This is a genomic window from Bacteroides sp. GM023 (assembly GCF_014750685.1).
In the GTDB taxonomy this organism is placed as follows: Bacteria; Bacteroidota; Bacteroidia; order Bacteroidales; family Bacteroidaceae; genus Bacteroides.
Window position 1 is genome coordinate 378,932 of sequence record NZ_JAAXGE010000006.1, and the last position, 25,720, is coordinate 404,651.

General features: G+C 43.6%; 18 protein-coding genes. 2 read left to right on the plus strand and 16 right to left on the minus strand.

What is annotated here, in order from left to right; translation table 11 throughout:
• The first annotated feature begins 92 nt into the window (after positions 1-92).
• Positions 93-956, plus strand: coding sequence for a hypothetical protein (locus HC965_RS15200; protein ID WP_191032255.1), 864 nt, complete (start codon positions 93-95; stop codon positions 954-956).
• Here HC965_RS15200 and HC965_RS15205 read toward each other — a convergent pair.
• The 4 genes from HC965_RS15205 to HC965_RS15220 all read right to left on the minus strand — a co-directional run bounded on the left by HC965_RS15205 (position 946) and on the right by HC965_RS15220 (position 3,786).
• Positions 946-1,953, minus strand: a complete 1,008-nt coding sequence (locus HC965_RS15205; protein WP_191032256.1) for a metallophosphoesterase family protein — start codon at positions 1,951-1,953, stop codon at positions 946-948. The genes HC965_RS15200 and HC965_RS15205 overlap by 11 nt on opposite strands.
• Before the next feature lie 19 nt (positions 1,954-1,972).
• Positions 1,973-2,455 (minus strand): 2-C-methyl-D-erythritol 2,4-cyclodiphosphate synthase, encoded by a 483-nt coding sequence (gene ispF, locus HC965_RS15210; RefSeq protein ID WP_191032257.1) that lies wholly within the window; start codon positions 2,453-2,455, stop codon positions 1,973-1,975.
• 66 nt (positions 2,456-2,521) lie between these two features.
• On the minus strand, positions 2,522-3,136 hold the full coding sequence (locus HC965_RS15215; protein ID WP_191032258.1) for a fumarylacetoacetate hydrolase family protein: 615 nt from the start codon (positions 3,134-3,136) through the stop codon (positions 2,522-2,524).
• Positions 3,136-3,786, minus strand: a complete 651-nt coding sequence (locus HC965_RS15220; protein WP_191032259.1) for a redox-sensing transcriptional repressor Rex — start codon at positions 3,784-3,786, stop codon at positions 3,136-3,138. The genes HC965_RS15215 and HC965_RS15220 overlap by 1 nt, the downstream gene beginning before the upstream one ends.
• 165 nt (positions 3,787-3,951) lie before the next feature.
• Between HC965_RS15220 and HC965_RS15225 the strand changes: the two genes are divergently transcribed.
• Positions 3,952-4,302 (plus strand): translation initiation factor, encoded by a 351-nt coding sequence (locus HC965_RS15225; protein WP_191032260.1) that lies wholly within the window; start codon positions 3,952-3,954, stop codon positions 4,300-4,302.
• 71 nt (positions 4,303-4,373) lie between these two features.
• Here HC965_RS15225 and tsf read toward each other — a convergent pair whose 3' ends face one another.
• The 12 genes from tsf to HC965_RS15285 form a co-directional block, all read right to left on the minus strand.
• Positions 4,374-5,366 (minus strand): translation elongation factor Ts, encoded by a 993-nt coding sequence (gene tsf / locus HC965_RS15230; RefSeq protein WP_191032261.1) that lies wholly within the window; start codon positions 5,364-5,366, stop codon positions 4,374-4,376.
• A 123-nt stretch (positions 5,367-5,489) separates the two neighbouring features.
• A complete protein-coding gene (gene rpsB / locus HC965_RS15235) occupies positions 5,490-6,326 on the minus strand; it encodes a 30S ribosomal protein S2 (protein WP_044656424.1) in 837 nt (278 codons plus the stop codon).
• A gap of 121 nt (positions 6,327-6,447) precedes the next feature.
• Positions 6,448-6,834 (minus strand): 30S ribosomal protein S9, encoded by a 387-nt coding sequence (gene rpsI, locus HC965_RS15240; RefSeq protein ID WP_077155340.1) that lies wholly within the window; start codon positions 6,832-6,834, stop codon positions 6,448-6,450.
• A gap of 6 nt (positions 6,835-6,840) precedes the next feature.
• A complete protein-coding gene (rplM, locus tag HC965_RS15245; protein WP_191032262.1) occupies positions 6,841-7,302 on the minus strand; it encodes a 50S ribosomal protein L13 in 462 nt (153 codons plus the stop codon).
• Between the two features lie 203 nt (positions 7,303-7,505).
• Positions 7,506-9,200, minus strand: a complete 1,695-nt coding sequence (locus tag HC965_RS15250; RefSeq protein ID WP_191032263.1) for a RagB/SusD family nutrient uptake outer membrane protein — start codon at positions 9,198-9,200, stop codon at positions 7,506-7,508.
• A 20-nt stretch (positions 9,201-9,220) separates the two neighbouring features.
• Positions 9,221-12,433: a TonB-dependent receptor gene (locus HC965_RS15255; protein WP_191032264.1), complete on the minus strand. Its 3,213-nt coding sequence runs from the start codon at positions 12,431-12,433 to the stop codon at positions 9,221-9,223.
• Positions 12,434-12,480: 47 nt separating this feature from the next.
• Positions 12,481-15,030 (minus strand): DUF4962 domain-containing protein, encoded by a 2,550-nt coding sequence (locus tag HC965_RS15260; protein WP_191032265.1) that lies wholly within the window; start codon positions 15,028-15,030, stop codon positions 12,481-12,483.
• A gap of 132 nt (positions 15,031-15,162) precedes the next feature.
• Entirely contained in the window at positions 15,163-16,719 is a 1,557-nt protein-coding gene (locus tag HC965_RS15265) for a hypothetical protein (protein ID WP_191032266.1), read from the minus strand.
• Positions 16,720-16,766: 47 nt separating this feature from the next.
• Entirely contained in the window at positions 16,767-17,777 is a 1,011-nt protein-coding gene (locus tag HC965_RS15270) for a DUF6562 domain-containing protein (protein ID WP_191032267.1), read from the minus strand.
• 36 nt (positions 17,778-17,813) lie between these two features.
• Entirely contained in the window at positions 17,814-18,551 is a 738-nt protein-coding gene (locus tag HC965_RS15275) for a DUF3575 domain-containing protein (RefSeq protein WP_191032268.1), read from the minus strand.
• A 26-nt stretch (positions 18,552-18,577) separates the two neighbouring features.
• Positions 18,578-21,181 (minus strand): DUF4962 domain-containing protein, encoded by a 2,604-nt coding sequence (locus HC965_RS15280; RefSeq protein ID WP_191032269.1) that lies wholly within the window; start codon positions 21,179-21,181, stop codon positions 18,578-18,580.
• Positions 21,182-21,605: 424 nt separating this feature from the next.
• Positions 21,606-25,709 carry a hybrid sensor histidine kinase/response regulator transcription factor gene (locus HC965_RS15285; protein WP_191032270.1) on the minus strand — a complete coding sequence of 1,368 codons (4,104 nt, stop codon included), beginning with the start codon at positions 25,707-25,709 and terminating at the stop codon, positions 21,606-21,608.
• Between the last annotated feature and the right edge of the window lie 11 nt (positions 25,710-25,720).

Here is a 25,720-nt window from a genome sequence, read left to right on the forward strand (position 1 = left end):
CATGGATACAAATGTACGAGATTTCAAAGAGAAAAGTTGCTTTTCTGAAAGAAAATCCTTATATTTGAGATATACAAAAAGCGAGAACAATTATGGCTAACCCTAGATTACCGGGCATTCCCGAAAATGAGCAAGCCTTATTGTATGGTAAATTGAATGAATACAACCGAGGCAGAGCCTCTTTTAAAGAGGCAGGAGTTTACTTGGTGGCATTACCCCGGCCGGGTAAACCCAATTATTCCTTATGGCTTTATTCCCCCCTACTTGAAAAGCAATATATTCTTTACATACATGACCTGTCACCGGACATTAATGAGTCTCTTCGGATGGCAAGTACGATGTTTTATTACTCAAGGCGCTGTCTTATCCTTGTGGATTATAATGAGAAAAGAATGCAGAGTAATGGTGATGACCTTATCTTCTTCGGGAAATACCGGGGACACTTCCTACATGAGATATTGAAAGTAGATCCGGCTTATCTGAGTTGGATAGCTTATAAGTTCACTCCGAAGATACCGAAGCAAGAACGTTTCGTCAAGATAGCGCAGGCTTATCATTCCGTACATTTGGATGTGATGATGAGGAAGTCTAAAGAAAGGCGTACTTCGAGCCGATATTTAGGGGAGTCAGGAGAGAAACTTACAGATTTAAGACTCAAGGTTATTCGCGTACGGCTGGAAGATGATCCGTATAAGACAAGAGTGAACGGTAATACTCCGCAGTTCTTTGTCAAACAAGTACTGACATTGACCGATGCCAGTGGAAACTTGGTTGTAATGAGTGTTCCATCAAAAAATCCCAGTGCGGTTTCATGTACCCTATCCGGGATAGAACATGAATACCGACTGGGAGATATTATCTACGTTGCATCAGCACGAGTGTCACGCCAATACGAAAGTTATAGTTCAAAATATACACGTATCAGCCATGTGAAGCTTGCTGTTGTCAGCGTTTAGTCCAATCGTCTTTAACAAAGCTTGATGGATAAGAAGTTTTATCTACAACACCGTCTTTCTGACGAATCCAGGTAGTGAATGTACGGGTACCTTCATCCAATACGATGATACGGGCGCCGTTCGGCAAGTGGTTATACACAGTATTTCCACCCGTATAACGTCCATAAGCCAAAAGAATATTTTTCCACATGACTGCATAATCATTATCATGGTCGTGTCCTACAAATACTCCCATCACATCTCCTGCTTCTTTCATGGCAGCAAACATTCCCGTGTTTATTCTAGGCGCACAGGCTTCTTCCATCCGGGTTCCGCGGAAAGCTGCATTTTCATCACGAACAGCTTCATGATACTCGGGCAGAGGGATATGGAAAAAGGCAAGGGCAGGTATCGGTTGTCCACCATTCTGTGCTTTATAAGCGGCACTTTGCTGACGATACCAGTTAATCTGATCGAATGTAAGCCAATCATAGCCCTTCACATCATCCAAAGCTGAATAAGAATGAGTATCCATACAATAAAGCAAAGCTGCATCCTTTTTAGAATCAGAAGAAGACTTTACCGTCAATACATAGTCAGGAGACAAGGTAGTGCCACGGTCAGGCAACAAATTGCCCGGTACTGTACGAATAATATCATACAATTGTTCACGCGTCATTCCCTGTTCATTGTCATGGTTTCCAAAAGTTACGACGAAAGGAAGCTTACGTTTAGATACCTGTTCCAGTACTTTGCGCATACCGGAATCCGCAGGTGCCGCATAAACTACATCTCCGGTAAAGACAACCAGATCCGGTTGCTCAGCGTCAAGCACTTGATTGATGCGTTCCAATGCAACATCGGAAGCCGGATTACCATACTTAAAATGCACATCGGTAAATTGCACAATCTTGAATTTACCATCTTTGCTAAATTTCAGTTCACTCTTTTGAGCCATACAAAAAGTAGTTGCCAACAGTAAGATTAGTGTTAAGTGAAATTTCAAGAGTCGAATCATAATTATATATTTTAGGGGGTTAATTATTTTTCTCAATCAGTACGGTAGCATAAGCTGAAATTCCTTCTTCACGACCTGTAAACCCAAGTTTTTCGGAAGTGGTCGCTTTAATGGAAATATCATCCACATCAATTCCCATGACACTTGCCATTGTTTCCTGCATCAAAGGAATATGCGCTTTGAGCTTCGGACGCTCGGCACAGATGGTAGCATCAATGTTGCCGACTTTATATCCTTTAGTAGCAAGCAATTCAACTGTCTTTTTCAGTAGAATCTTGCTGTCGATATTTTTATATTCTCCTGCTGTATCCGGGAAGTGATAGCCAATGTCACGCATATTTGCCGCCCCCAACAAGGCGTCACAAACGGCGTGCAATAATACATCAGCGTCCGAGTGTCCCAACAATCCTTTCGTGTGTTCCAAAAGGATACCGCCGAGCCACAGTTCGCGCCCTTCGACTAACTGATGTACGTCGAAGCCAAAACCTACTCTTATCTTCATAATTTGTTTAATAAATGAGTACTAGTGATTGGTGATAATGGTTAATGATGAATGTTCGAAGGTCAATCAACGAATATAGAAATCCAAAAGCTTTTCCCCTTCCAGATAACCTTGCAAGCGCTGTCCTATACTGACAGGCCCTACACCGACAGGAGTGCCCGTAAACAGCAAATCTCCGATTTTCAGTGTTACAAAACGACTGACATACGCTATGATATCATCTATTTTAAAGAGCATATCTGCCGTACACCCCTGCTGCACTTCCTTACCGTCAATCAGAAGGTTAAAGTTCAGATTCTGAATATCCTTATAGCGGTCTACGGGAACAAAATCGCCGATAGCTGCTGACGAGTCGAAACCTTTACACAGTTCCCAGGGATTTCCCTGTTCACGAAACTTTCTCTGAAGGTCACGAGCCGTGAAGTCAATACCGACTGTCACTGCATCATAATATCGGTTAGAAAAACGGGGAGCGATATTCTTCCCCAATCGGTTGATTCGGACTACCAGTTCCGTTTCATAATGTATCTCGTTAGAAAAGTCGGGAATGAAAAACGGTTTACCATCTTTTAGAATCGCAGAATCAGGCTTCATAAAAATTACCGGTTCCGTATTTACTTGTGTATGCCCCAGTTCTTTGTTATGCTGGGCGTAGTTCATTCCTACTGCAATAATCTTCATTATTTCTCGTTAAAATTCAATCGGTTAAACATAACAGCCAAGTGAGCATACAGGGAAGTGTTTTGCACGACAATATTCTCCGGTACGCGAATACGAAAAGGAGTAAAGTTCCATACTGCCTTTATCCCGCCGTCTACCATTTTATTTGTAATTTCCTGAGCTATATTAATAGGTACTGTCAGCACACCGATATTCACATCGTATTCTTTCATCTTTGCTTCAAAATCACCGGAATGGAAAATAGGGATTCCGTCCAAGTCCTTCCCTACCAATTCAGGGTTGACATCAAAAGCAGCAACAATCTCCAGTCCGAAATGCTGCAAACCGGAGTCACGAAGCAAAGCTCCACCCAAGCTACCTACACCAAACAAAAAGGCTTTGTGCATATTGGTAAATCCAAGAAAGCTTTCCAACACCTCTATCAACGCGTCGATATTATAACCAACTCTCGTACGTCCTGAAATATCAACATACGACAAGTCCTTGGCGATTTGGGAAGCGTCAATATTTATTTCCTTAGAGATTTGTGTAGAAGAGACATATTGCTCTCCTTTTTCTTTCATTAGTTTTATATTAGACAGATACCAGGGAAGTCTGCGCAAGGTAGGCTCCGGCACTTTATCCGCCTCTTTTCGTATATAAGTGCTCATTCTTCTTACAAAATTTGGTATTTTGCAAAAGTACATTATTTTTTGAGACTGACAACCCAATAATGGAAAACCTTAATAGAGATTAAACAAAACAATGAAAAGTGGTACAAATTTTGCTCTTTTCCATAAGTTTGATACTTTTGAGAAGAAATAAATATGACGAGTATGAAAAATAATGATTGGAAAGATAGATTAAACGTCGTGTATTCCACAAACCCTGACTTCGGTTATGAGATGGACAACGACGAAGAACAGGTAACCCTTGATAAAAGCAAACAAAACCTTCGGGTTTCTATTGACAAAAAGAACCGTGGCGGCAAAGTGGTGACATTAATTGCCGGATTCGTTGGTACGGAAAATGACTTGAAAGAGCTTGGTAAGTTACTGAAAAGCAAATGCGGAGTAGGCGGTTCGGCAAAAGACGGAGAGATCATCATACAAGGAGATTTCAAGACTAAGATTATGGAGCTGCTTGTCAAAGAGGGATATTCCAAGACCAAAGGCATAGGCGGTTAATTCACATAAAAAAAGACGGTCACTACGAATATTCGTATGACCGTCTTTTATATTCTATTTTCAGAAGAAAATTATTCAGCTTTCAAAGTGAAACGCTTGAAGTCAACAATCTTCAGTTCAGGATCAGCTGCTGCCAATACTTCTCTTACAGTCTTCTTACCTTCCATGATATCTTCCTGGTTCAGCAAGCAAACTTCTTTCAAGAATTTAGCCAGACGGCCTTTAGCAATGTTCTGAATCATTTGTTCGGGCAGGTGTGCAGCCTTCTCAACAGAAACAGTAGCAATGATTTCTTTTGCTTTCGCTACATCTTCAGCTGTAATCCAACCTTTAGCCATGTTGCTGTCCATGTGTTCTTCGCTGTCCACATGAGCCGGATTGATGTTAGCTTTCTTCAAAGCAGCCTCTACAGCCTTCTGTACTTGTTCAGCTTTTGTTTTTTCGATAGCAACTTCGATTTCTTTTTGTTTCACTTCTTCAGAAACTCCATCCTCGTCGATAGCAATCGGGTTCATAGCTGCAATCTGCATAGCTACTTGCTTAGCCAGTTGTTCGTCAACTACCTTGTTGAAAGCAACAATGCTGCAAAGACCATTTCTATTCATGTGGTTGTAAACAGCAGTGCATACGCCTTCTACAGTCATATAACCATCAAGTTCCATCTTCTCACCTGTGATACCGCTACGGTCAGTCACTGCATCCTGTACAGTACCGTTACCCATCGGCAATGCTTTTACTTCATCCAAAGTCGCACATTTGTTAGCCACAGCAAGATCAAGAATATCCTGAGTCAATTTAACGAAATCAGCATTCTGAGCCACGAAGTCAGTTTCGCACTTCAAAGCAACGATAACAGCACGGTCACCGGTAGTTTTAGCCAAAACGCAACCTTCAGAAGCTTCACGTTCTGAACGCTTAGCAGCAACAGCTTGTCCTTTCTTACGGATAATCTCCATTGCCTTGTCGAAATCGCCTTCAGCTTCAGTCAACGCATTTTTGCAATCCATCATACCAGCTCCGGTCATTTTGCGCAGCTTGGTAATATCAGCCATACTTACAGCCATAATAATTTCCTTTATTTAAATGAATAATAATTTCCAAAACAAAAAAAATGTGCCAATCTGCCAATCAAGATGCAAGCGTATAACAATACTCTTGCACATTAGCAAATTGGCACATTTTATATATTAAGCCTCTTCGTCTTCCTTGATGAAAGCAGCAGCCTTAGCTGCGTTGATAGCTTCTTCGTCAGACTTGTCGAGTCTAGCTTTTACTGATTTCTTCTTGCCTTTGTTAGCAGGAGCTTCACCAGCAGCTTCCATATCGATCTTTTCAGCTTTTCTTTCTTCCAATCCTTCGATCATTGCAGCGCAACAAGCATCCAGAATAACTTCTACTGATTTAGTAGCGTCATCGTTAGCAGGAATTACGAAATCCACGTTTGAAGGGTCAGAGTTAGTATCAACGATACCAAATACCGGTATACCCAGACGGTTAGCTTCGCGAACTGCGATATTTTCTTTCATTACGTCGATAACGAACAATGCAGACGGCAGACGAGTCAGGTCAGCGATAGAGCCTAAAGTCTTGTCCAATTTTGCACGTTGACGAGAAATCTGAAGAACTTCTCTTTTAGAAAGGTTAGAATAAGTACCATCGCTAGTCAATTTATCGATAGTAGCCATCTTCTTCACAGCCTTACGGATAGTCGGGAAGTTGGTCAACATACCACCCGGCCAACGCTCGATTACATAAGGCATATTAACAGATTGAGCTTTCTCAGCTACAACTTGTTTAGCTTGTTTTTTAGTAGCAACAAAAAGAACTTTCTTGCCTGATTTGGCAATCTGTTTCAAAGCTTCAGCAGCTTCATCTACTTTTGCAACTGTTTTATGGAGGTCAATGATATGAATACCATTGCGTTCCATGAAAATATAAGGGGCCATTGCAGGATTCCACTTTCTCTTAAGGTGTCCGAAGTGGCAACCAGCCTCCAATAATGTATCAAAATTTGTTCTTGACATCTTTGTTTTTCTTTAAATCGTTTACTTTCTTTTTTGTTTTTTCTAAACCAACCGCCGGGTAGTCTGCGAGCAGAGTCCCAGTAGTTTAGATACTAAACATATTCCTCTGTCAGGCAGCACATTAACGCTTGCTGAACTGGAATCTTCTACGAGCTTTCGGCTGTCCCGGTTTCTTACGCTCAACAGAACGTGGGTCACGAGTCATGAAGCCTTCAGCACGAAGAGCAGCTTTATCTTCAGCGTTCATCTTAACCAGTGCACGGGCGATTGCCAAACGCAAAGCCTGAGACTGACCTGTGAAACCACCACCACACAAGTTTACCTTGATGTCATACTTCTCAGCAGCATCCAGCTTGTTCAATGGTTGTTTTACAACATACTGAAGAATAGTTGATGGAAAGTACTCTGCAAGGTCTCTCTTGTTAATAGTAATCTTTCCTGTACCTTCGCTTACGAATATGCGTGCGATAGCACGTTTACGTCTGCCTAATGCATTTACTACTTCCATTATATCTTATTTATATGAATTAATATCAATCATTTTCGGGTTCTGTGCAGCCTGTTTGTGTTCGCCACCAGCGTAAACATACAAGTTTTCCAGCAATCTAGCTCCCAGAATGTTCTTAGGAAGCATACCCTTCACTACTTTTTTCAGTAATCTCTCTTCTCCGTTCGGTTTAGCAATCAAACGGGCAGGAGTCATTTCTCTCTGACCACCAGGGTAGCCTGTATATGACAAATACACTCTGTCATTCCATTTGTTACCAGTCAGTTTTACTTTGTCTGCATTGATGATGATAACGTTATCACCGCAGTCTACGTGAGGAGTAAAGTTTGGTTTGTACTTTCCTCTCAGCAATTTTGCAACTTTTGCTCCCAGACGACCTAAAGTCTGGTCTGTAGCGTCAACAATAACCCATTCTTTGGTTACGGTTGCCTTGTTTGCAGAAATGGTCTTGTAACTTAAAGTATCCACTCTTAAATTTGTTTTTTAAATGTTACTACTAAAATTGTCTTCACCACTCATTAGCCTTCCCCGGACAAAGGACGACTAACTTGCTATGAATTAATCTCTTATCATTTTGTGATAATAATCGGCTTGCAAAAGTACGGCTTTTCTTTGAATTGGCAAACTATTTTTATATATTTTTCCGGTTACCTATTCTATTGAAGGTCTTACTAATACCCGTTATTATTCATTCCATTAAGTTTCGGATTACTTTGTATCTCTTTCAGAGGGATAGGAAAGAGCTCATGTTTGCCTTCTGTAAAATTAAGGTAAGCAGGATAAGGCTTGTTCTCTTTCTGGTTCACGGAACTGACCGCACCAAACAGTTTCAGCGCCTTGCCCAACACGCCCCAACGTATCAGATCGTACTTGCGCTGTCCTTCAAAAGCCAGTTCAAGACCACGTTCCCAGTAAAGAACCGTGCGGAATTTTCCTTCGGGGGTAGAGTCGTCAATGAAAGTCAGGTTATGCTTTTCTTTTCGTGCGCTCATTATTTCTTCATAATTCGCTTCTGTGATAGGGGTAGCTTCGGCACGGGTACGAACGCTATTCAATAAATTCCATGCTTTCTGACGGTCGGTTCCTGTTTCATTATATGCTTCGGCCGTCATTAATACGACATCGGCATAGCGTAAAGGACAATAATTCACATCAGCATAATTGATATTCTTATTCCATGATTCTTTCGGCATCCATTCCCTGCGCCATTTTCCGACATACCAACTTCCGGCACTTCTTTCTTCTTTTACGTGCTCCTTTTTAGTGCCGTTCCATATATAGCGGTAAGTGCAAATCGCTACATCACGACGCTTATCCTTTTCTTCGAAAAAGCCACGCCATTCGGGGACAACGATAAAAAAGCCATTGGCACGTCCCATATACAGATTCGCTTCGGATGCAGAGATTCCGGTAGGTTCCGCTACCTGAGGCCCGTTATAAATTCCCCACGCTCCACCGTTACGACGCCCCTGGGAATGATAGAAAGCAATCTCCCAGAGACTTTCTTTCGTATTCAACACGCCTTGCGAAAAACTTTTGAAAAGTGCTTCATATCCACCGTCACAAAAGTCATGGTATCCTTTATCTTCAAAAGCTTCCCATTCTTTTATCACTGCATCGAAATATTCTTTCCGCTTGCTGTCGTCCGGTCGTTCCAACTGCCCGTTTGAGTGAAGGCTATATCCGGCACGTTGCAGATATACACGCATCAGCAATGCACGGGCTGCCCCCTGTGTCACCCGTTCGGGACTGGAAGAAGCTGTAGCCCAATCCAGATTGTTCTTTGCGAAAGTTAGATCGGTTATAATTTCATCGTAAATCGTTTCACGGTCTACACGTTCACCGAAGGCGGATTCATAGGATGAGGAATAAGAAGTTTTGAAGGGAACATCTCCCCAGCCTTTCACCAAGTCGAATGCAAGGAAGGCACGCAGGAAACGGGCTTCGGCTTCCAGTGCTTTCAGGCGGATATTTTCGTTGTATCCCGTCATGCCGCTGATACCGTCAATAGTCAGGTTGGCACGGTCGATACCTTCATATTTCAGTTTCCATATGCTTTCAATCCACGTGTTCGTGGAGTTGAGCTGATAATGTGCGATGTCGTGAACCTGATTATCTGATTGTGTACGGGCTGTATAATATGTATCGTCCGATGCCGGAACAGCCATTTCATACCAACCATAATGATTGAAATCCGACAAGGAATTGTATATACCCATGATAGCCATTTCCGCTTTTTCTTCCGAATCGAAGTAGCGGTCGCGGTCATATTTAGAATTGGGTTCTTCCGTCAGTAAATCCTCGCAAGAAGTAAGCCCTGTCAGTAATAGGGCCAATGTGGTATATAATAGATGTATCTTTTTCATGATTACTATGATTTAAAGAATTAAAAAGCTACGTTAAGACCAAAGATAAAAGAACGGCTGAGCGGATACGCTCCAAAGTCAACACCGGGTGTCAGTCCGCTTTTCATTGTAGAGACTTCCGGGTCGAAACCGGTATATTTTGTCCAAGTCAACAGGTTATTACCCGTAGCATACAGACGCAGATTCTTCAATCCCACTCTCGCAATCAGGTGTTTCGGGAATGTATATCCTAAAGTCACATTACTTAGTTTTAAATAGGAAGCATCTTCTACTGCCCAAGAGTGGATATAATTGTCTCCTTGCTGAGCGTCATGATAGGCGGCTACCGCTTTACCTGCATTCAAAGCTGCCAGTTCTGTGGGGTCTGTTACTTTCTGTCCTGCGGAGTTGATGGTCATCCAACGGTTGTTACTGTTCATCACATCTAATGCATTATAGTTCTGGCTACCTATTTTACTGGTAACCAGTTTTGTAGCATTCAGTACCTCGTTGCCATAGCTGAAAGTAAGGAATATACTCAAATCAAATCCTTTATAAGTAAAGGAGTTGTTCAGACCACCATAGAATTTCGGTTGAGCGTTGCCGATGATAGTTTTATCATTCTCATCAATAATATCATCGCCTTCGGTCAAGTTTCTGAACTTCCACATTCCCGGCTGAATCCGACCTTTATCACCATGATAAGGTACACCGTCTTTCAGAGTATAAGTTCGGGTAGAAGCATCGTAATTAAAATCATCTACTTGATACAGACCATCGGTGATGTACCCATAGAATTGCCCTAACGGTTCTCCGACAGCAATGCGGTGCGTATTTTGGTTAAAGCCGAATTTTGCTTCATAGAGTTGTACCGCCTCACCAGTCAATGCTCTCACAGAATTCTTGTTATGCGACAGTGTCAGAGTAGTATTCCAGCTAAACTTCTTTGTAGAAAAGTTCACTGTATTCACTGTCAATTCCACACCTACATTCTTCGTTTCGCCGGCGTTAATCAACATAGTCTGATAACCGGAAGAATAAGGTAACTGGGCATTCAGCAGCAAATTGCTACTCCTATTAATATAGAATTCCGGGGAAACAGTGATACGTTGATTCAGGAAGCCTAAATCTATGCCCATGTTAAATGTCTTGTTCGCTTCCCATTTCAAATCGGGATTCGGTATCTGCTTGGAAGCATAGCCGGGAGTTAATTTATCCCCCATAGCTGTGGCAATAGAAGACATCAGAGCAAGGCTGTTATAGCTACCAATGCGGTTGTTACCTGCCAAACCGTATCCGATACGGAATTTCAAGTCGGAAAAGAGGTTCAGTCTCTTTATAAAATCTTCTTCACTTACACGCCAAGCAGCTGATACGGCAGGAAAGTATCCCCATTTGTTGTTCTTACCGAATTTGGAAGAACCGTCCGCACGGAAAGTGGCGGAGAACAAATATTTATCAGTGAAATCATAGTTGAGACGGGCAAAGAAAGAAAGCAGGTTGTCGTCATAGTTTTCATCAGACGAGGCAACAGACGGAGTACCCAAACTCATATCTCCCAAAATGAATTCATCAGTAGGAAGTCCGCTGACGCCGGACTCGAGAACACGTGTCCAACGTTTCACAAACTCTTGTCCCAATTGCACTACTACTTTATGTTTCTTCTGGAAACGTTTGTCGTAAGTCAGGACGTTAGAGGTCTGGAAACTTCCGGTTTCCGTATTTCGGATAGAGCCGTAAATACCGCTGCGCCTTCCCATAATGGACTGATCGCCATAGAAAAGTTCCCGGCGGTATAGCTGGTAACGCATACCTGTATTATTGCGGAATGTCAGTCCTTTCATTATTTTAAAGGTCAGCCCGCCGTTAGCTTGTAAGGTACGTGTTTCCTTATTGTCTTTTTCTTCGGCAGCGGCTATCAACGGATTCTGCATCACGTTTCCGTCCGCATCGTTCAATACAGGATCTTCTCCTGCCAACAGTTCATCATCATTTCCACGAATACCGATTGTAGGACGGTATTGCAGTATCTGCACCATTTTGTTAAACTTAGCGTCTACATTGCTACCGCCATCGTTCGTTCCATTTCCGGCAACACCCGCACCATATACTTTCAGGTAATCGAAGTTGATACGTCCTGTGACGGAGAGACGCTTGTTTACCTCACTCTTTACACTAAGCGCAATATTGTGTTTGTCACTTCCACTATATACCATAGCACCTTCATCTTTAAAGTAGCCGTAAGACATATTATAGTTCAGTTTATCATTACCGCCGTTCACACCTACCCGGTAGTTTTGTGTAACAGTGGTGCGTCCCATAGTACTGTCTAACCAGTCGATACCCTCACGGTTGGCATAGTTTTCGTGCAAATCGACAAAGCCGCCGTAACGGTTTTGCCATGCCCGCATACTTTCTTCGGGGTCGGTAGCGTCACCTAATGTTCTTTCATAATCCGCCAATACAAATTCCTCTACGCTCAGCACATTCAGACGTTTGGCAAGGGTACGTACTCCCACATAAGAATCAAAAGTAAGGGTCGCCTTTCCTTCATTTTTCGCACCGCTTTTGGTAGTGATTACCACTACCCCGTTTGCTCCACGGGCACCATAGATAGCTGTTGCCGAAGCGTCTTTCAACACATCGATGCTTTCAATATCGGCAGGGTCGAGACTGGCCATTCCGTCTTCCGTAGGAAATCCGTCGATAATGTAAAGCGGTTCGTTACTCTGCGTGATGGAGATACCGCCACGCACACGCACTGACATGGCAGCACCGGGTTGTCCGTCCGTCTGTATAATCTGTACACCTGCCATACGTCCCGCAAGAGCTTGAGTTACGTCGGACGAAGGTACTTTGAGCAAATCATCACTTCTGACGGAAGCTACAGAACCGGTCAAGTCTTTACGTTTCACTGTGGCATAGCCGATAGCTACCACTTCGTCCAGCAATACCGAAGCAGCTTTCATAGTCACGTCAATCTGCTTCCTTCCTTTCACGGGCACTTCCATATTTTCCAGACCGATAAAAGAGAAGACCAGTACATCTTTAGACGGGTCGCTGACAGTTATGGTGTATTTACCGTTGATGTCGGTGATAGTACCTGTGTTTTGTTTGCCTTTCACAGTTACATTTCCCCCAATCACTTCCAGTCCTTCGTTGTCCACCACCTTACCGGTGACAGTCAGACTTTGGGCGTGAATGCCGGATATACCGACAAGCAGAAATAAAATACTAATAACTTTACTTTTCATGATATTCTATTCTTTATTTATATCCATTATAGTTCATTGTTTTGTCACTATGTTATCGCCCGGGTAGATACCGGTGTCCGGTCAGTCATTTCTGTCACTTGCCAAGTTCCGTCCATTTCATCAAAAAGGATTGAAGAACCAATGTACTGACGGGAATAAGAGATTCCGTTCAACGTAGGATTGTCTGTTCCATAACTGAATACAACCGGTTCCGTACAGTGGGTTATCGTGAGCTTCGGGGCTTTGGAAGCATCAAGAACAGCTTCAATCGTCCAGTCGCCTACACTGAAAGTATCTCCGTCACGATGAATGACAGGTATAGCCCCTTTCGTATCGGCCACCTGAATAACAGCCAGAAAGCGAGTGGCGGAACTGCCATCCACCCGTGCAGTGAGATGCCATTGATTGGGATACTCTGCTCCTGAAATAGCGGGTGGAACTACAAAGCGGTTTGTTTGGGACAAGGAGAAAACGTGCCCGCCAAAAAGTTGAGTTACGGCAACAAAACCTTTAGCATTGTTATTGGTAGACAATGTTTTTTTCACAGCATCGATTCCAAATTCCGTAGGGCTATGCAATAACCATTCCCAACGTACAGTTTCCGAGGCTTCCAGTTCGTCATACACTAGTACAGTGGAAGGATGAAGCATTAATATATGCCGGCGATATTTAGTCAGTGGTGTAGTACCGAAACCATTATCAGGCGTCTGTGTAATACCTGCCTGTTTGAAGTAATCTATCCACATCGGGTCATTACTAATACTTCTATAAGCATACGAAGCGTCGCCCAGACAATAGCTGATATGCTGTCCGCTCATAGCACGCATCACATTACCGTAGCCTTCGGTGGAATAAGGCTGTCCTATACCGTTCACCAACAGGGTATTGTGTGCCCGGGTATGCCGATAAGACATCAGGTTATGTGCATCACTGAAATTCTGATAATAACCTGTGCTACGATAAACGTCAGTTCCTTTGTATAACAAGTTAAAAGCATTTTGGCTGGCAGTGGTGTGACTACCCGAACCGAATGTACTGGAACGGAACGAGAGTGCAAAATCTTTTTCCAGCTCTTCCGGATGGCTGTGCATAGCCACTTCACCTGCATCTTTATACCATACCATTTTTGCTGCATCCGCAGGGAAAGATGTATTATAATCCTGAGCGGTACACATGCGATAAAGACGTAGCTCATAGTCACGACGCAAGAGTTCCCGGCATTCTCCGGCATACCATGCGGCATAAGAGTCACCTGTCTCGCAAGCCAAATAGTCAGCAAAAGCGGCAATCAGACGGTTGGGTTCAGTGCCTTTTTCACTGTTGTCACCAAAGCCATTGTTTTTTGAGCCCGGCGGACAAGTGTAGACCATCGAACGTCCCGCGTTTTGATACCACGGATGCAGCAGGAAATTCTGACGGGTGATGTACGAAAACAAAGCAGGCACATAGGCTAAAGTCAAGATATTGGCACTAAAATAACCTGTGCCATTGTGCCACATACCGTCACGATTGAAGCCGGAAGCAGGAGCACGGGCTGTCCACAGTTCATAATAATATTCCAGCATCGGCAGCACTTCGGAAGAATAAGCAGGTTTGTCATAGAGCGACAAAGCTACTTGAAAAAGGATACGCATATTCTGCTGCCAAAAATGATTGTCGAAGAGGTGATTTTCCTGAAAACCGCAATTCACCTTATAATAATAGCGTGCCACACGCATCATCAGTTCTTCGGCTGAGATACGGTCGGAAGCTGATAAGTTATCATAAAGCAGGTCATAAGTTGCAACAAGACACCAGGCGATATTACTGGCGGTAAAATTGGATGCGAAAAGCTGTTTGTCGGCAGGCGGAGCAGTAATCAAAGCTTCGAGTAGCTGACGCAACTTTTCAGCATAAATTTCTTTTTGAGTCAGGTGATAAGCCTGATAGAGATAAGTGGCGTGCTGCCGGAGTTCTTCGGCACGATTATACAAATCGGTCATTGTCGTATAATCGACATTTAATGCGAGAGTTGCACGACTTAGCAATTCTTTGTATTCAGGATGTGAAGCTACACGAGTACGAGCTTCTTCGATACGTTCATCAAGAAAACAGTAAATACGGGGATGCAGCCGGGGAGCGTTTTCTAAGAATGTCTTAAAAGCGGGAGTTACAAATTCCGGAGTATCATTCTTTACTTCAAAACGATAGACCTGACTCCATTCATCGGGCATATCTCCATTAGCATTAGTAGAGCGAAAGCGCCAAAACCATGTGCCGGTATCCAGTCGGCGATGAGGATTATACATACACCATTCCTGCGGTTCGGTAACCAATGTTTCGGAGCTGCTGAAATCTTCGGTACGCGAGAGGGAGAATTGTAATCTTTCGCCTGTCTTCATAGCTTGAGGAACAATAAGAGGAGCAGGATTCAGATACAGTTCATTATCTGCTTTAGGATAAGGCTGTGTCCGTATCTTATCCTGATAAGCATCAGGAATTTCGGTGGGCGTCTCGGGCTGCATTACGTCCAGTTCGGACAACGGGTCGGATGAACAGCCGATGAGCAACTGTACAACTAACAAAAGGTAAACCGATAGCTGAAATAAGGTGTGCATATTATCTTCTTTTCGAGGTATAAGATTAGGGCTCTATTTTCAAAAGTTTCAATGGAGAAGAAAGTAAGAAAGTGGAATGGGGGTATCCCACTTTCTTAACACTTCTATTGAGTAAGGTCGAGTGTTCTAAGACTATTTGAAGATGGTAATCATGGGGCGGCAAAGAGCTGACTGAGCAGAAGCTCCCGTAACACTAATACCTGCTGCTTGCGCATTAGTTACAACGCTATTACTAACATTAATACGTACCCCCGAAATATTACCTTGATTATTAATAGTACTAGAAGCATAGTTCACCGTAGCAACAGGGTCTCTATCAAACATTTTGCCAATCACAAATTCAAATTCAGGCAAGTTTCTAAAATCCTCGCTACCGGTAGCTGAGATTTCTCCCATTGTAAACAATGTATTCATAAATGCACTCAATTGTGCCAATGTTGGAATATACCATGTGCTCAAATTGTCACTACTAAGAGCGTGTTCTCCTGTCCATGTTTCATAAGTAGTCTTGAATGCAGCCTCTCCAATTCCTGTTAAGAACGTCTCCGTTGTTTGCGTTCCGTTAGTCACACTCGCCGCTGTTTCAACCAAATTTGTCAATGCACCATTAGGATTAAGAACCTGACGACCTGCAGCTACATTTTCAATCGCTACCGCATATCCGGCAATCGTCTTTCCCTGAAGTGCGGCAGGATAATTAGCCGGAACATCGCTGCCGATAGCCTCCATCGCAAAAACGATACCAACAGCATCCGCTGCATCACGCACAACTTTACCTTCTGCATCAATATAACTGCCGACTTTCATTTCCAATGCTTCATAATCAGGGTCTACCTCTACATCCACTTCATAGTTGCCATCACCAATTTCAAATTTCGCCGAAATTTGCATATTGACATCTAAAGGCAATGCGTTAGCACGTATTGTTATCGTTTTTTCATATCCGCCACTCAACGCCATACTAACTTCTCCGGCAAAATTCGTCACATCCGTAGGAGCAAAAAAGAAATTAGAGAACCAAGCTCCACTTGCTGAATTAAAACTTGCATTCGTATAAGTCACAGGAGCAGTAGTGCTACATTTACCTTCCAAAATATCATATCCGCTCAAAGCATCGTATTTCACTTCCAGTTTAGTTGCATCTGCTGCCACTGCCGGATTCTTCGGCTGTACACTAATATTAGCAAACGGACGTTTCAATGTCACGCTGGTATTACCGATAGTTTCCAACTTTCCGCAGAAAGCGTCGCAAGCTGCCATTAACGCAGCATTTGTCAAATCGAATGACGCTGCGTTGTATCCTACGGCTCTCAAGTCAGCAGTATCATATACTTTACCGGCAGCACCCGCTGTCGGAACATATTCAGCCCAAAACAACGCTTTCGCTACATTCTTTTGTTCATCTACTGAAATTGTGAAGGATACCTTGCCGTCCGTCACCGGCTTAATATCCTGCACACCTACCATATTGCCTTCCGCATCCAGCAATTGCATGATGCACTGCATCGTATAGCCCTCAGGTATAGTGACACCCGCACGGCTGAGAGGATTATTGACAGGAGCCTGTACAGAGATAGTAACAGGAGCTTTGATTTCATTTCCATTGTCCGAAACGATTTCTTCTTGTCCGCATGATGTGAAAAGCACTGCGCACAAAGTCATTAGCGAATAAAATAAGTTCTTTTTCATGATTGTAATTTTTATGGTTAAGCAATTCTTAATTCATTTGTTCTTAATTATAATTCTCCAAGGTCTACTTCCAAATCACCGTCGTAACCGGGGTCAATACCTATTCCGCCATTTACATCGGAAGTAAGAAAGTTACCACGTACAGTTGTGTTTTTGTTCCGTTCACAAGGCATACTCAATATTGTACGTGCCAGTACTTCATTCTTCTCATTCAGGATTTCCAGCTCCACCGGAATAGAAGCTGTTTCTCCGGCCCCGACCCATACATAGTCAAATCCCAGTTTCAGTTCTTGTGTACCGTCGGCAGGACGTTCAAAGGCGACCTTATATTCCATGTACATCAGCGAGTTCTTGGGCACATCGTCCCATAAGTTATATCCCGTAGGCAGATAATCGCTGTACTTCACACGAGCCGTAAAGCTATCACCTTTCAGACTGCCGGTAGAGAGTTTATAGAGAAACGTCTCCACATCTTTCGCAATCAATTCATAGCGCGCCACGGGGCGGTATAATGTTACATCAAGTCCGGTTTCGGCTCCCCAGTCATTACGGTAGGAAGTAAGGTCTACTGTCGTAGAAGCGGCAAACACATCTTTGTAACGGCTATTTCCTATATATTTTCCAGCAGGAAGAATGAAAGCCAGGTTCTCCGCATCATAGATAAGCCCCTGTTCCGGTGTTTCCGAATTCACATAGTCAGCCCACACCAAGATGCGATAGTTACGGGCATGCAACTTCATGCTGACGGGCAGAGTAGAACGGCTGAAATCTTCTTCATACACCGTCTGTCGTGCAACCACTTGTCTATCCAAGTAAGCCTCAACGATAAAACGTCGCAGATATTTGGTTTCCGACGCACGGCTAATCGTCATCGGTGCCCGTTCCTCCAAACTAAGACTCATTGTCAGATTGAGATTCAGCGTCACTGCTGTAGGGTCTACCCCCAATTCTCCGTCAGGAGTCATTTCCGGTTCTTCGTGCAGGCTGCATCCATTCACTAAAAAAGCAAAGAATAACAGAAAAGTGCAATGTGCCAGTATATATAAACTTTTTCTCATATTGTTATCGTATTTACAGGTATATTCCTATTGAGTTCAGAAGCGATATACCAGTGACGCTCCTACGCGGGTTACTCCCCAATAGTGGCGGACACGTGTATCCAGCAATGCACCGTTGGCTATATTATAATAGGTATTATACTTCATATTGGCATATCCCAATCCCAGAGTAAACTCCGCTCCCCAATGTTCGGACAAAGGCAGTTTGTAGCCATAACTTAGTCCGGCTCCCAGCAAAGGGCGGTCAACGTCCTGATAACGGTTGTCGTTCCATTTCACGTTGAACCATGCCACGTGAGCGTGTAGTCCGACAAAGTGTCCCCGCCCTGCTTCGTTTCCTATCCACCAACGGGCTTCCGGCTGCAATGCCACGGTACGTACTCCGTGCTCACTCCCCAAGTCCCACAAGCTGCAAGTCAAAGGCAGTTCCACAGTTATTTTTTTGTGTACCTGCATTTCCACAGCAAGGTTCAAGAGAGCACAAGCGTCATACAGCACGTTAGTTTTCAGTGCCAGATAGCCTTTGCCGTCTAAAGCAGCCGCCTTCCCCGCACCCACTTTGCCGGAGGCTTCCTTTTTGCTCTCTCCATTTTTGGCAGGAACGCCAATTACTGTTACCGGCTTCTTTCCGTCAGGTTTGTAGACTGTCGTTTCTTCCGGAGCAGCGGAAGTCTGCACACGGGGCTTAGCCGGAGTCTGGGCTGACAAAACAGCTATACCCGATAATGCAGCCAACAGGCACACAGTTCTCATATTAAATTTCGAATGTCTCATAGTTACGTATCTTTCATGTTTGTTTATCAGATTTCCAGTTCGGGCAATGTATCCCTCATTACTGTTTCATATCCGTCTTCATTGACGATGGTAGCTTCTCCTTTGTATGTGATATTCACTTTCTCCCTGGTGCTGCGAATGAAGAAAGAAGGTGCACCATTCGGTTTCAGGTTCACACTGATAAGCCAGCCGCCCACTTTGATACGTCCATCAGACAGAATTTCCGGATCTTTGGCGGGATATTTCAGAGCATGCGTATTGATGATAGTGGCAAAGCGATATACTTGTCCCTTTTCCGATGTAGCGGTAAAATGCCAGTGATTCGGATATTTCTTGAAGTTGCCCTTATCATCGGCACGCAGCCAATTTTCTGCCGGATAAAAGAAACTACTGGTTGTGTCAGTCTGTAACACTCCGCTTGAGAAGAGATAAGCGTCCGACGCTCCGCCACGGTTAGTAGCCTGAACGTGTACAAAACGGTTATCCGCCTTATTCACTGTCATGGGATTTTCCGTAGTGTGCAACAGGTAATTCCAGTTCACCGGTTCGTCTGCCTCCAGTTCATCATAAACAAAAATCAATCCACTCTTTCCCAAGTTTACAATATGACGACGGAAAGTCTTCACATGATTCTCATCCCAACCATTTTCGGGCGTATAATGTACTTCGGACTGTTCACCCCGTGTCAACCAAAGCGGTGAAATCACTTCTCCATAAGCATTGGAAGCATCTCCCAGTACATAGCCTATCTTTTCGCTGGCGTAATAACGGGGAATCCAACCATATCCCTCCGTTCCTATACGCTGTCCCATGCCATTTACCAAGATAGTATTGTGAGCCCGTGTGGCACGATGGCACAACATACTGTGTACATCGGTAAACTCGATATGGTGACCGCTACTATAAAACAATGGTTTTCCACCATAGAAAGTGTTGAACGCATTCTGATTGGCGAGCGCATGAGAAGTAGAACCATAAGGACTGGAACGAAAGCTCCACATAGCGTTACCACCTACTCTATCCCAATTGGTTTGGAAAGAAGCCAGTCCCGTTGCGGGAAATACGTAACCTGCAGGAAGTGCCGTCAATCCTTCGCCTTCCGGCAATGGCTTGTCGCATTGAAGACGGAACCATGCAAGGTCACCCGGCTTGCTCAACAACGCTTTTTTCATATATTCCGGCTCCACTTTCAAGGTGCGGCGTACAAAGTCGGCTGCATACGTGTTTCCAGTAAGGCGTGCCAACGCATCCAAATATCCGATACGGATACTGTTAGGACGTGCCACATTCTGATGCGAACTTCCGTTTCCACCGGATTTGGAAAAGGGGGGTTGCTGGAAGATAGTGTACATGATATTTCCCTGATACCACGGGTCGGAGAAGAAATCATATCCGCTCAGTTTACTATAATAATAAGGTACTTCTATCAAAGTACGGGTATTGACTGTGAAGTAAGAGTCACCGTTGTGCCAACCACCGTCTTTGTTCAATCCGGGAAAACGTGCCAGCCAAACATTGTAGCAATAATCTACCCATGTGTCTGCTTCGGGCAAATCACCATACACGCTGAACGCCGCCATTGTCAGGATACGGAGTGTCATCTGCCATACATGATTGTCGGCTATATGATTCTCCATACGGTTGTTGAAGTTATTGTACATCTCGCCACCTTTCACCTTGATGGCTTCAAGCAAAGTTTTCTTTTGCGCCACATTTAGCCGGTCATAGAACGAATCATAAGCCATAGAGCAAAGTGACAACAGAGAAGAAGCATTGAAATCACCTTTCACATTCTTATCCTTGTCCCACTCCGCCATAATAAATACTCGTTTGATGGCTTCGTCAGCATATTTAGTATCCTGCGTCAACAACCACGCACGTATCAAAGCCTCAGCGTTTCCTTCTTCCGCATCAATAATGCGGCGGCTTTCACGGGTAAGGTACGAATTAATCTGCATTTCATTTTTCAGATTCTTCACCTGAGAAGTATTAATATCTTTCACCGATTTCATCGGAGTCTGAAGCACACTTTCGGCACGTTCAAGATACCACTGCCTTTCCATCTTTTCCTTGCTACGGTTCATAAAGTCCTTCCATTCGTCCTTCATCATCCATACGCGCGGATGGCCTGCCGGCAATTTTGCCAACAGTGTTTTCAATGAAGGCGGACAGAATTTTCCCGGACGGTCTTCCACAGTGACTTGTTGCACACTTCCCCACACTACTTGCCCTTCTTCTACATATCCGAACTGCCAGTACCATACACCGGGGGCAAGCGGCTTCTCCGGATTGTAAAACGGCCAACGGGTATCCACCTGAGTAATGCCCGACTTAAAGCCAGAGTCCTGAGAATAGCGTAAACGATAGGTAACTTTCGTTTTATCGACTTTCTTTACTTTGTGTTCGAATCCGTCCAACGGACTGTCCTGCGAGTTCATATCCGAACGGAGCGGCCATTGGAAAGAAACCGCACGGTCATTTACTATAGCCTTATCTGGCGGACAAGGAGTAGCACGCATCTCATGCATTAACGTTGTCTCCGTCAACTTGATGACTGCTTGCTTTTGTGCATAAGTCATCTGTGCAGCCGCAGACAAGATTACGAATGAAATCAATAATACTTTTTTCATGATATCAAATGATTGGTTTTTCTGTAGGCAAATGTAGGTAAACCACCCGAAACGGGACTTTCAAATCAGTTCTTCCTTCTCTGATAGTGTCTAATGCGACTTTGATTTCGTGCATTTCAACTTAAAAATCGTCCAAGATAGGAGCTACAGGTAGCTACAGGGAATATAAAAGAATAAAAAAGGTATTCACATACTATTAAATCAGAACATCCGAAACTCTAAAAACCGAACCGAATAAAACTATCTCCGGTGATGTACTATTTTATTCGTCTGACTATAGTTGAACTTTCGTCTAACTATAGTCAGACGAAAGAAGCACTATAGTCAGACGAAAGTTCAACTATAGTCAGACGAATAAAATCATATATAATAAAGACTAGTTCTTTGTATCTAAAGAATTAGTCTTTATGCAAGTTCGATATTATTATTTAGTGTGCTGCTTTACATATTCCGAGGGCAAGCAGCCAACATACTTCTTAAAACTGGTAGAGAAATAAGAAGAAGAGCCAAAACCTACCATCCCGCTGATTTCAGAAATGGAATAGCGCCCCTCCAGCAATAACTTGCAGGCTTTATTAAAACGGATACGCCGGATAAAGTTAGCAGGCGGTTCGCCGGATACGGAATTCATCTTGAGATAAAGTGACGAGCGGCTCATGCAAAGTTTGCTTGCCAGTTCGTCGGATGTAAAACCCTCGTTGCTAATATTCTCTTCTACCACCTGAATCGCTTTGCTCATGAATTCCTCATCCAGATTGTTGGACGTCATTTTAGCAGTATCAATATCAATCGTATTAGAATAATAATGCTTCAAACGTTGGCGTGCTTTCAGCTGATTGGCGATTTTGCCTTTCAGTAATTGAATAGAAAATGGCTTTGTAATGTAATCATCCGCTCCTGCCTGAATACCCTCCGTCTGTGCATCGACACTTCCTTTGGCAGACAGCAGAATCACCGGTATATGGCAGGTTTGCAGATTTCTCTTGATTAACTGGCAAAATTTAATCCCGTCAATTCCCGGCATCATCACATCGGAAAGAACGATATCCACCCGGTGTTCCTTCATGATAGCCAACGCCTCCTCTCCGTTTCCGGCAGTAAGTGTCACATAATTCCGACGGAAATTCTCTTTCAGATAATCCACCATTTCCTTATTATCATCCACCAGTAAGATAGTGGAGCATTCCCCCTCACCAGCAGCCTCTATCCGACTGTCGTCTTCAAGCGCTTCCTCGGCAACCACAGCCGATATATCGCCGGCGAAATATTCGTCAACCACCGGAAGTTCCCGGAAGGAAACGGATGCTTCGGCTCCATGTTCCGGTGTTTCCCGTTCTTTCTCTGTGAAAGCATTTATATCGGCAGGCAAAGTGACTTTAAATTCTGTATATTGATTAGGCTCACTTGTCACGGTTATAGTTCCGTGATGTTTCTCCACCAGCATTTTCACTAATGACAATCCTATGCCTGTTCCTTTCCGTTGACCGTCTATCTGATAGAAACGTTCGAAAATACGGGTAAGCTGTTCCGCAGACATACCGATACCACTATCTCTTACAGTGAAGCTGTACGTTTCTCCTTCCGCACTTAGAGAAAGCGATATATTGCCCCCATCCGGCGTAAACTTAAAAGCATTTGAAAGCAAATTCATCAGAATAGTCTCCAAATACGTCTTGTCTGCCGGAAGCAGACGCCCTGCCAGATCAGACTTCATGCTAACAGTTATATTACGCTTTTGTGTATTTTCATTAAACAAGGCAAGAATGTCCTGCGACAATCCTTCAACATTTGTCAGTGCGACATGAATAGGCAATGCGCCTGCCTCGGCTTTACGGAAATCAAGTAACTGGTTGACAATGTGCAACAACTTCCGCCCATTTCTATAAACATAATCCAGCTTCTGTCGCACAAGAGTATCCAACAGGCTTTTCTGCCCCAAAAGTTCCTCTAAAGGAGCGAGTATCAGACTCAACGGAGTACGCAGTTCATGAGACATATTCATATAGAAACGCACTTTTTCCTGGCTGATTTCTTCTACCTTGTTTCGCTCTATCTGCTCGATTCGCACCTGCATCTTCATCTTGGCACGAGCAATGAAGAAATATATAATAAAGATAAGAAGCCCTACGGAAAAGAGTACGAAAAGCATCTTTGCCCACCAAGTCTGATACCACATCGGGATGATGTGCACAAAATATTCGGTAGTAGCTTCGCTCCACTTTCCATTATTGTTACACGCTTTCACCTTGAATACATATTCTCCGGGCGGAAGATTGGAATAACTCGCCCGCGCAAACGAGACATGACGGGAATAATTCCACTCCGTCTCAAATCCTTCCAACTTGTAAATGAATTGATTCCGTTTACCCGCCAAATAATTAATAACAGCGAAACGGATATTAAACAGTTTTTGGTCGGAAGGAAATGACATACCTAACATTCGTCCCTGCTCGTCCTGATAATAACGCACCCGTTCACTCTTCACATCCGTAATCACTTGATTGAAGACTACCGCCCCTGTAACCACCGCATTCGGAGAATACGGATTATCCCCCAGTTCATAAGGTTTGAAATAGGCGACACCTCCCAAAGAGCCCAAAAAGAATGTTCCGTCCTGTGTCTTGCAAGCTCCGTAATAATTGAACTGGTCATGAAGCAGTCCATCCTGTTTCGTATAATTGAGGAAAGTACCTTCTTCCCTATTAAAACAAGCCAGTCCCTTATTGGTCGTCAGCCACAAACGCCCCCGTTCATCTTCCAATATACAATAAATAAAGTCATTCGGCAACCCATCTTTCATCGTATAGTGCCCCCAAGCGGTTGATGCACCTTCTTTATAACAGTATAACCCTGTAGAAGTACCTATCCAAATGCCGTGATGACTGTCTTCTAACACACTAAAGGCTTGTATCAATCCATGCAGATGCCCCGAAGAGGAAAGATGCAATTCTTCCAATTTTCCGCCTGCATACAAAAACAGGCTCTCTTCTGTTCCAATCCATATCCTTCCTTTCGAATCACGAAATAATGTATATATCAGCACATTCTCCAGTTGGTTATGTTTTTTAGCTAACGGATGCATGGAAAGCTCCCCTGTCCGTTTATCTAAAAGATAAAGCCCGTTCATACCGCCTACCCAAAGCGTTCCATCCGTTCCATCCAATAAAGAATAGCAACTGTTGTTCAGAGAAACCGAATGCGGAAAATCATATGTCTCTATTCTCCCACTTTTTCGATTCAGACGGCTCAATCCCCCACCATGCGTACCGATATAGACACTACCATCTTTATCCGTCCATATACATTTTATATTATCAGACTTCAGAGAATTGGTAGAAGTGCCTGCCCGAAAGAATGAGAAGACTCCGGTTTTTCGGTTATAATAATTTAACCCACCATCGTTCGTACCGATCCATAGGTTCTCACTGTCCGGTTCTTCGGCTATACAACTCACGGTATTGTCACTCAGAGAGTTCCGCCAGGTCGAATGCTGCAAGCGTCCGAAAACCGGAGCTAAAGGATGATAATAATTAAGTCCGCCATAAAACGTGCCAACCCACATACCACCCTGAGTATCTTTCAAGATAGAGCGGACGGAGTTGTGCCCCAATGAAGTAGGGTCTTCGGAAGAGAAACGGCTAATTTGAAAAGTCTCCGTTTCCGGTTCAAGAATAAGCAAGCCTTCCATCGTCCCTATCCAAATTCTTCCTTTATCATCCTGACACAATGTCCTGACTGAGTTTGTAAGAAAGTAGGCAGGAGTATTCTGTTTGTTATAATGCCGTTTTATCTGAAAATTATTATCCACGCAATACACGCCGTTAGTTAATGAAGCCAGCCAGCAATTTCCGGTTCTGTCATCATAAAATATATCGGCTATGGCTTCCCCCTTCAGTTGCAACAGCAGTCGCGTCACGTTTTCATTCCGTTCATAGTAGAAATAGACACCTTCCGAAGTCCCAAGCAAGAAGCCGTCATTCATCCGGCAAACAGAATAGATTGTTTTTCCAGCAAGCTCTGGTTGTACTTTCATCCGTCCCGTCTTTTTATTGAAAATCATCAAGCCTATATTAGTGGCAAGTAAAAGGTAATCATCTTCTTCCGGTTCTCCGATAACCAACACTTGCATCGGTTGGTTGTCCGGCGAGGAATAGTTGGTGAAGTTATTCCCTACAATATTATAACGGGACAAGCCGACTTGAGTACCTATCCATATTGCACCTTCCCGGTCAGTGTGAAGTGAATAAATATGATTATTCGCCAAACTTGTTGTATCGTCCGGTACTTTATAGTAAGAAGCAAAACGGGAACCTTCATACCAGTTCAAGCCGTCTATCGTGCCTACCCAAATCTTATTATTATGGTCTTGAGTCAGGGCAAGTACAGTATTTTGCGACAATCCGTCGTCTACGGACAAACGCTTAAAATGAATTGGGCTGTCGCCAGCCAGCACTATATATAAAGGAAGAAACAGAAAGCAAACGGATAATCCGAATATATACTTAAATAGCAAATGCCGGTCTTTCATGAGCTAAATAT

Coding starts and splice junctions, on each gene's coding strand:
- HC965_RS15200 (WP_191032255.1), top strand. CDS start 93: ATGGCTAACCCTAGATTACCGGGCATTCCCGAAAATGAGCAAGCCTTA.
- HC965_RS15205 (WP_191032256.1), bottom strand. CDS start 1,953: ATGATTCGACTCTTGAAATTTCACTTAACACTAATCTTACTGTTGGCA.
- ispF (WP_191032257.1), bottom strand. CDS start 2,455: ATGAAGATAAGAGTAGGTTTTGGCTTCGACGTACATCAGTTAGTCGAA.
- HC965_RS15215 (WP_191032258.1), bottom strand. CDS start 3,136: ATGAAGATTATTGCAGTAGGAATGAACTACGCCCAGCATAACAAAGAA.
- HC965_RS15220 (WP_191032259.1), bottom strand. CDS start 3,786: ATGAGCACTTATATACGAAAAGAGGCGGATAAAGTGCCGGAGCCTACC.
- HC965_RS15225 (WP_191032260.1), top strand. CDS start 3,952: ATGAAAAATAATGATTGGAAAGATAGATTAAACGTCGTGTATTCCACA.
- tsf (WP_191032261.1), bottom strand. CDS start 5,366: ATGGCTGTAAGTATGGCTGATATTACCAAGCTGCGCAAAATGACCGGA.
- rpsB (WP_044656424.1), bottom strand. CDS start 6,326: ATGTCAAGAACAAATTTTGATACATTATTGGAGGCTGGTTGCCACTTC.
- rpsI (WP_077155340.1), bottom strand. CDS start 6,834: ATGGAAGTAGTAAATGCATTAGGCAGACGTAAACGTGCTATCGCACGC.
- HC965_RS15250 (WP_191032263.1), bottom strand. CDS start 9,200: ATGAAAAAGATACATCTATTATATACCACATTGGCCCTATTACTGACA.
- HC965_RS15255 (WP_191032264.1), bottom strand. CDS start 12,433: ATGAAAAGTAAAGTTATTAGTATTTTATTTCTGCTTGTCGGTATATCC.
- HC965_RS15260 (WP_191032265.1), bottom strand. CDS start 15,030: ATGCACACCTTATTTCAGCTATCGGTTTACCTTTTGTTAGTTGTACAG.
- HC965_RS15265 (WP_191032266.1), bottom strand. CDS start 16,719: ATGAAAAAGAACTTATTTTATTCGCTAATGACTTTGTGCGCAGTGCTT.
- HC965_RS15270 (WP_191032267.1), bottom strand. CDS start 17,777: ATGAGAAAAAGTTTATATATACTGGCACATTGCACTTTTCTGTTATTC.
- HC965_RS15275 (WP_191032268.1), bottom strand. CDS start 18,551: ATGAGACATTCGAAATTTAATATGAGAACTGTGTGCCTGTTGGCTGCA.
- HC965_RS15280 (WP_191032269.1), bottom strand. CDS start 21,181: ATGAAAAAAGTATTATTGATTTCATTCGTAATCTTGTCTGCGGCTGCA.
- HC965_RS15285 (WP_191032270.1), bottom strand. CDS start 25,709: ATGAAAGACCGGCATTTGCTATTTAAGTATATATTCGGATTATCCGTT.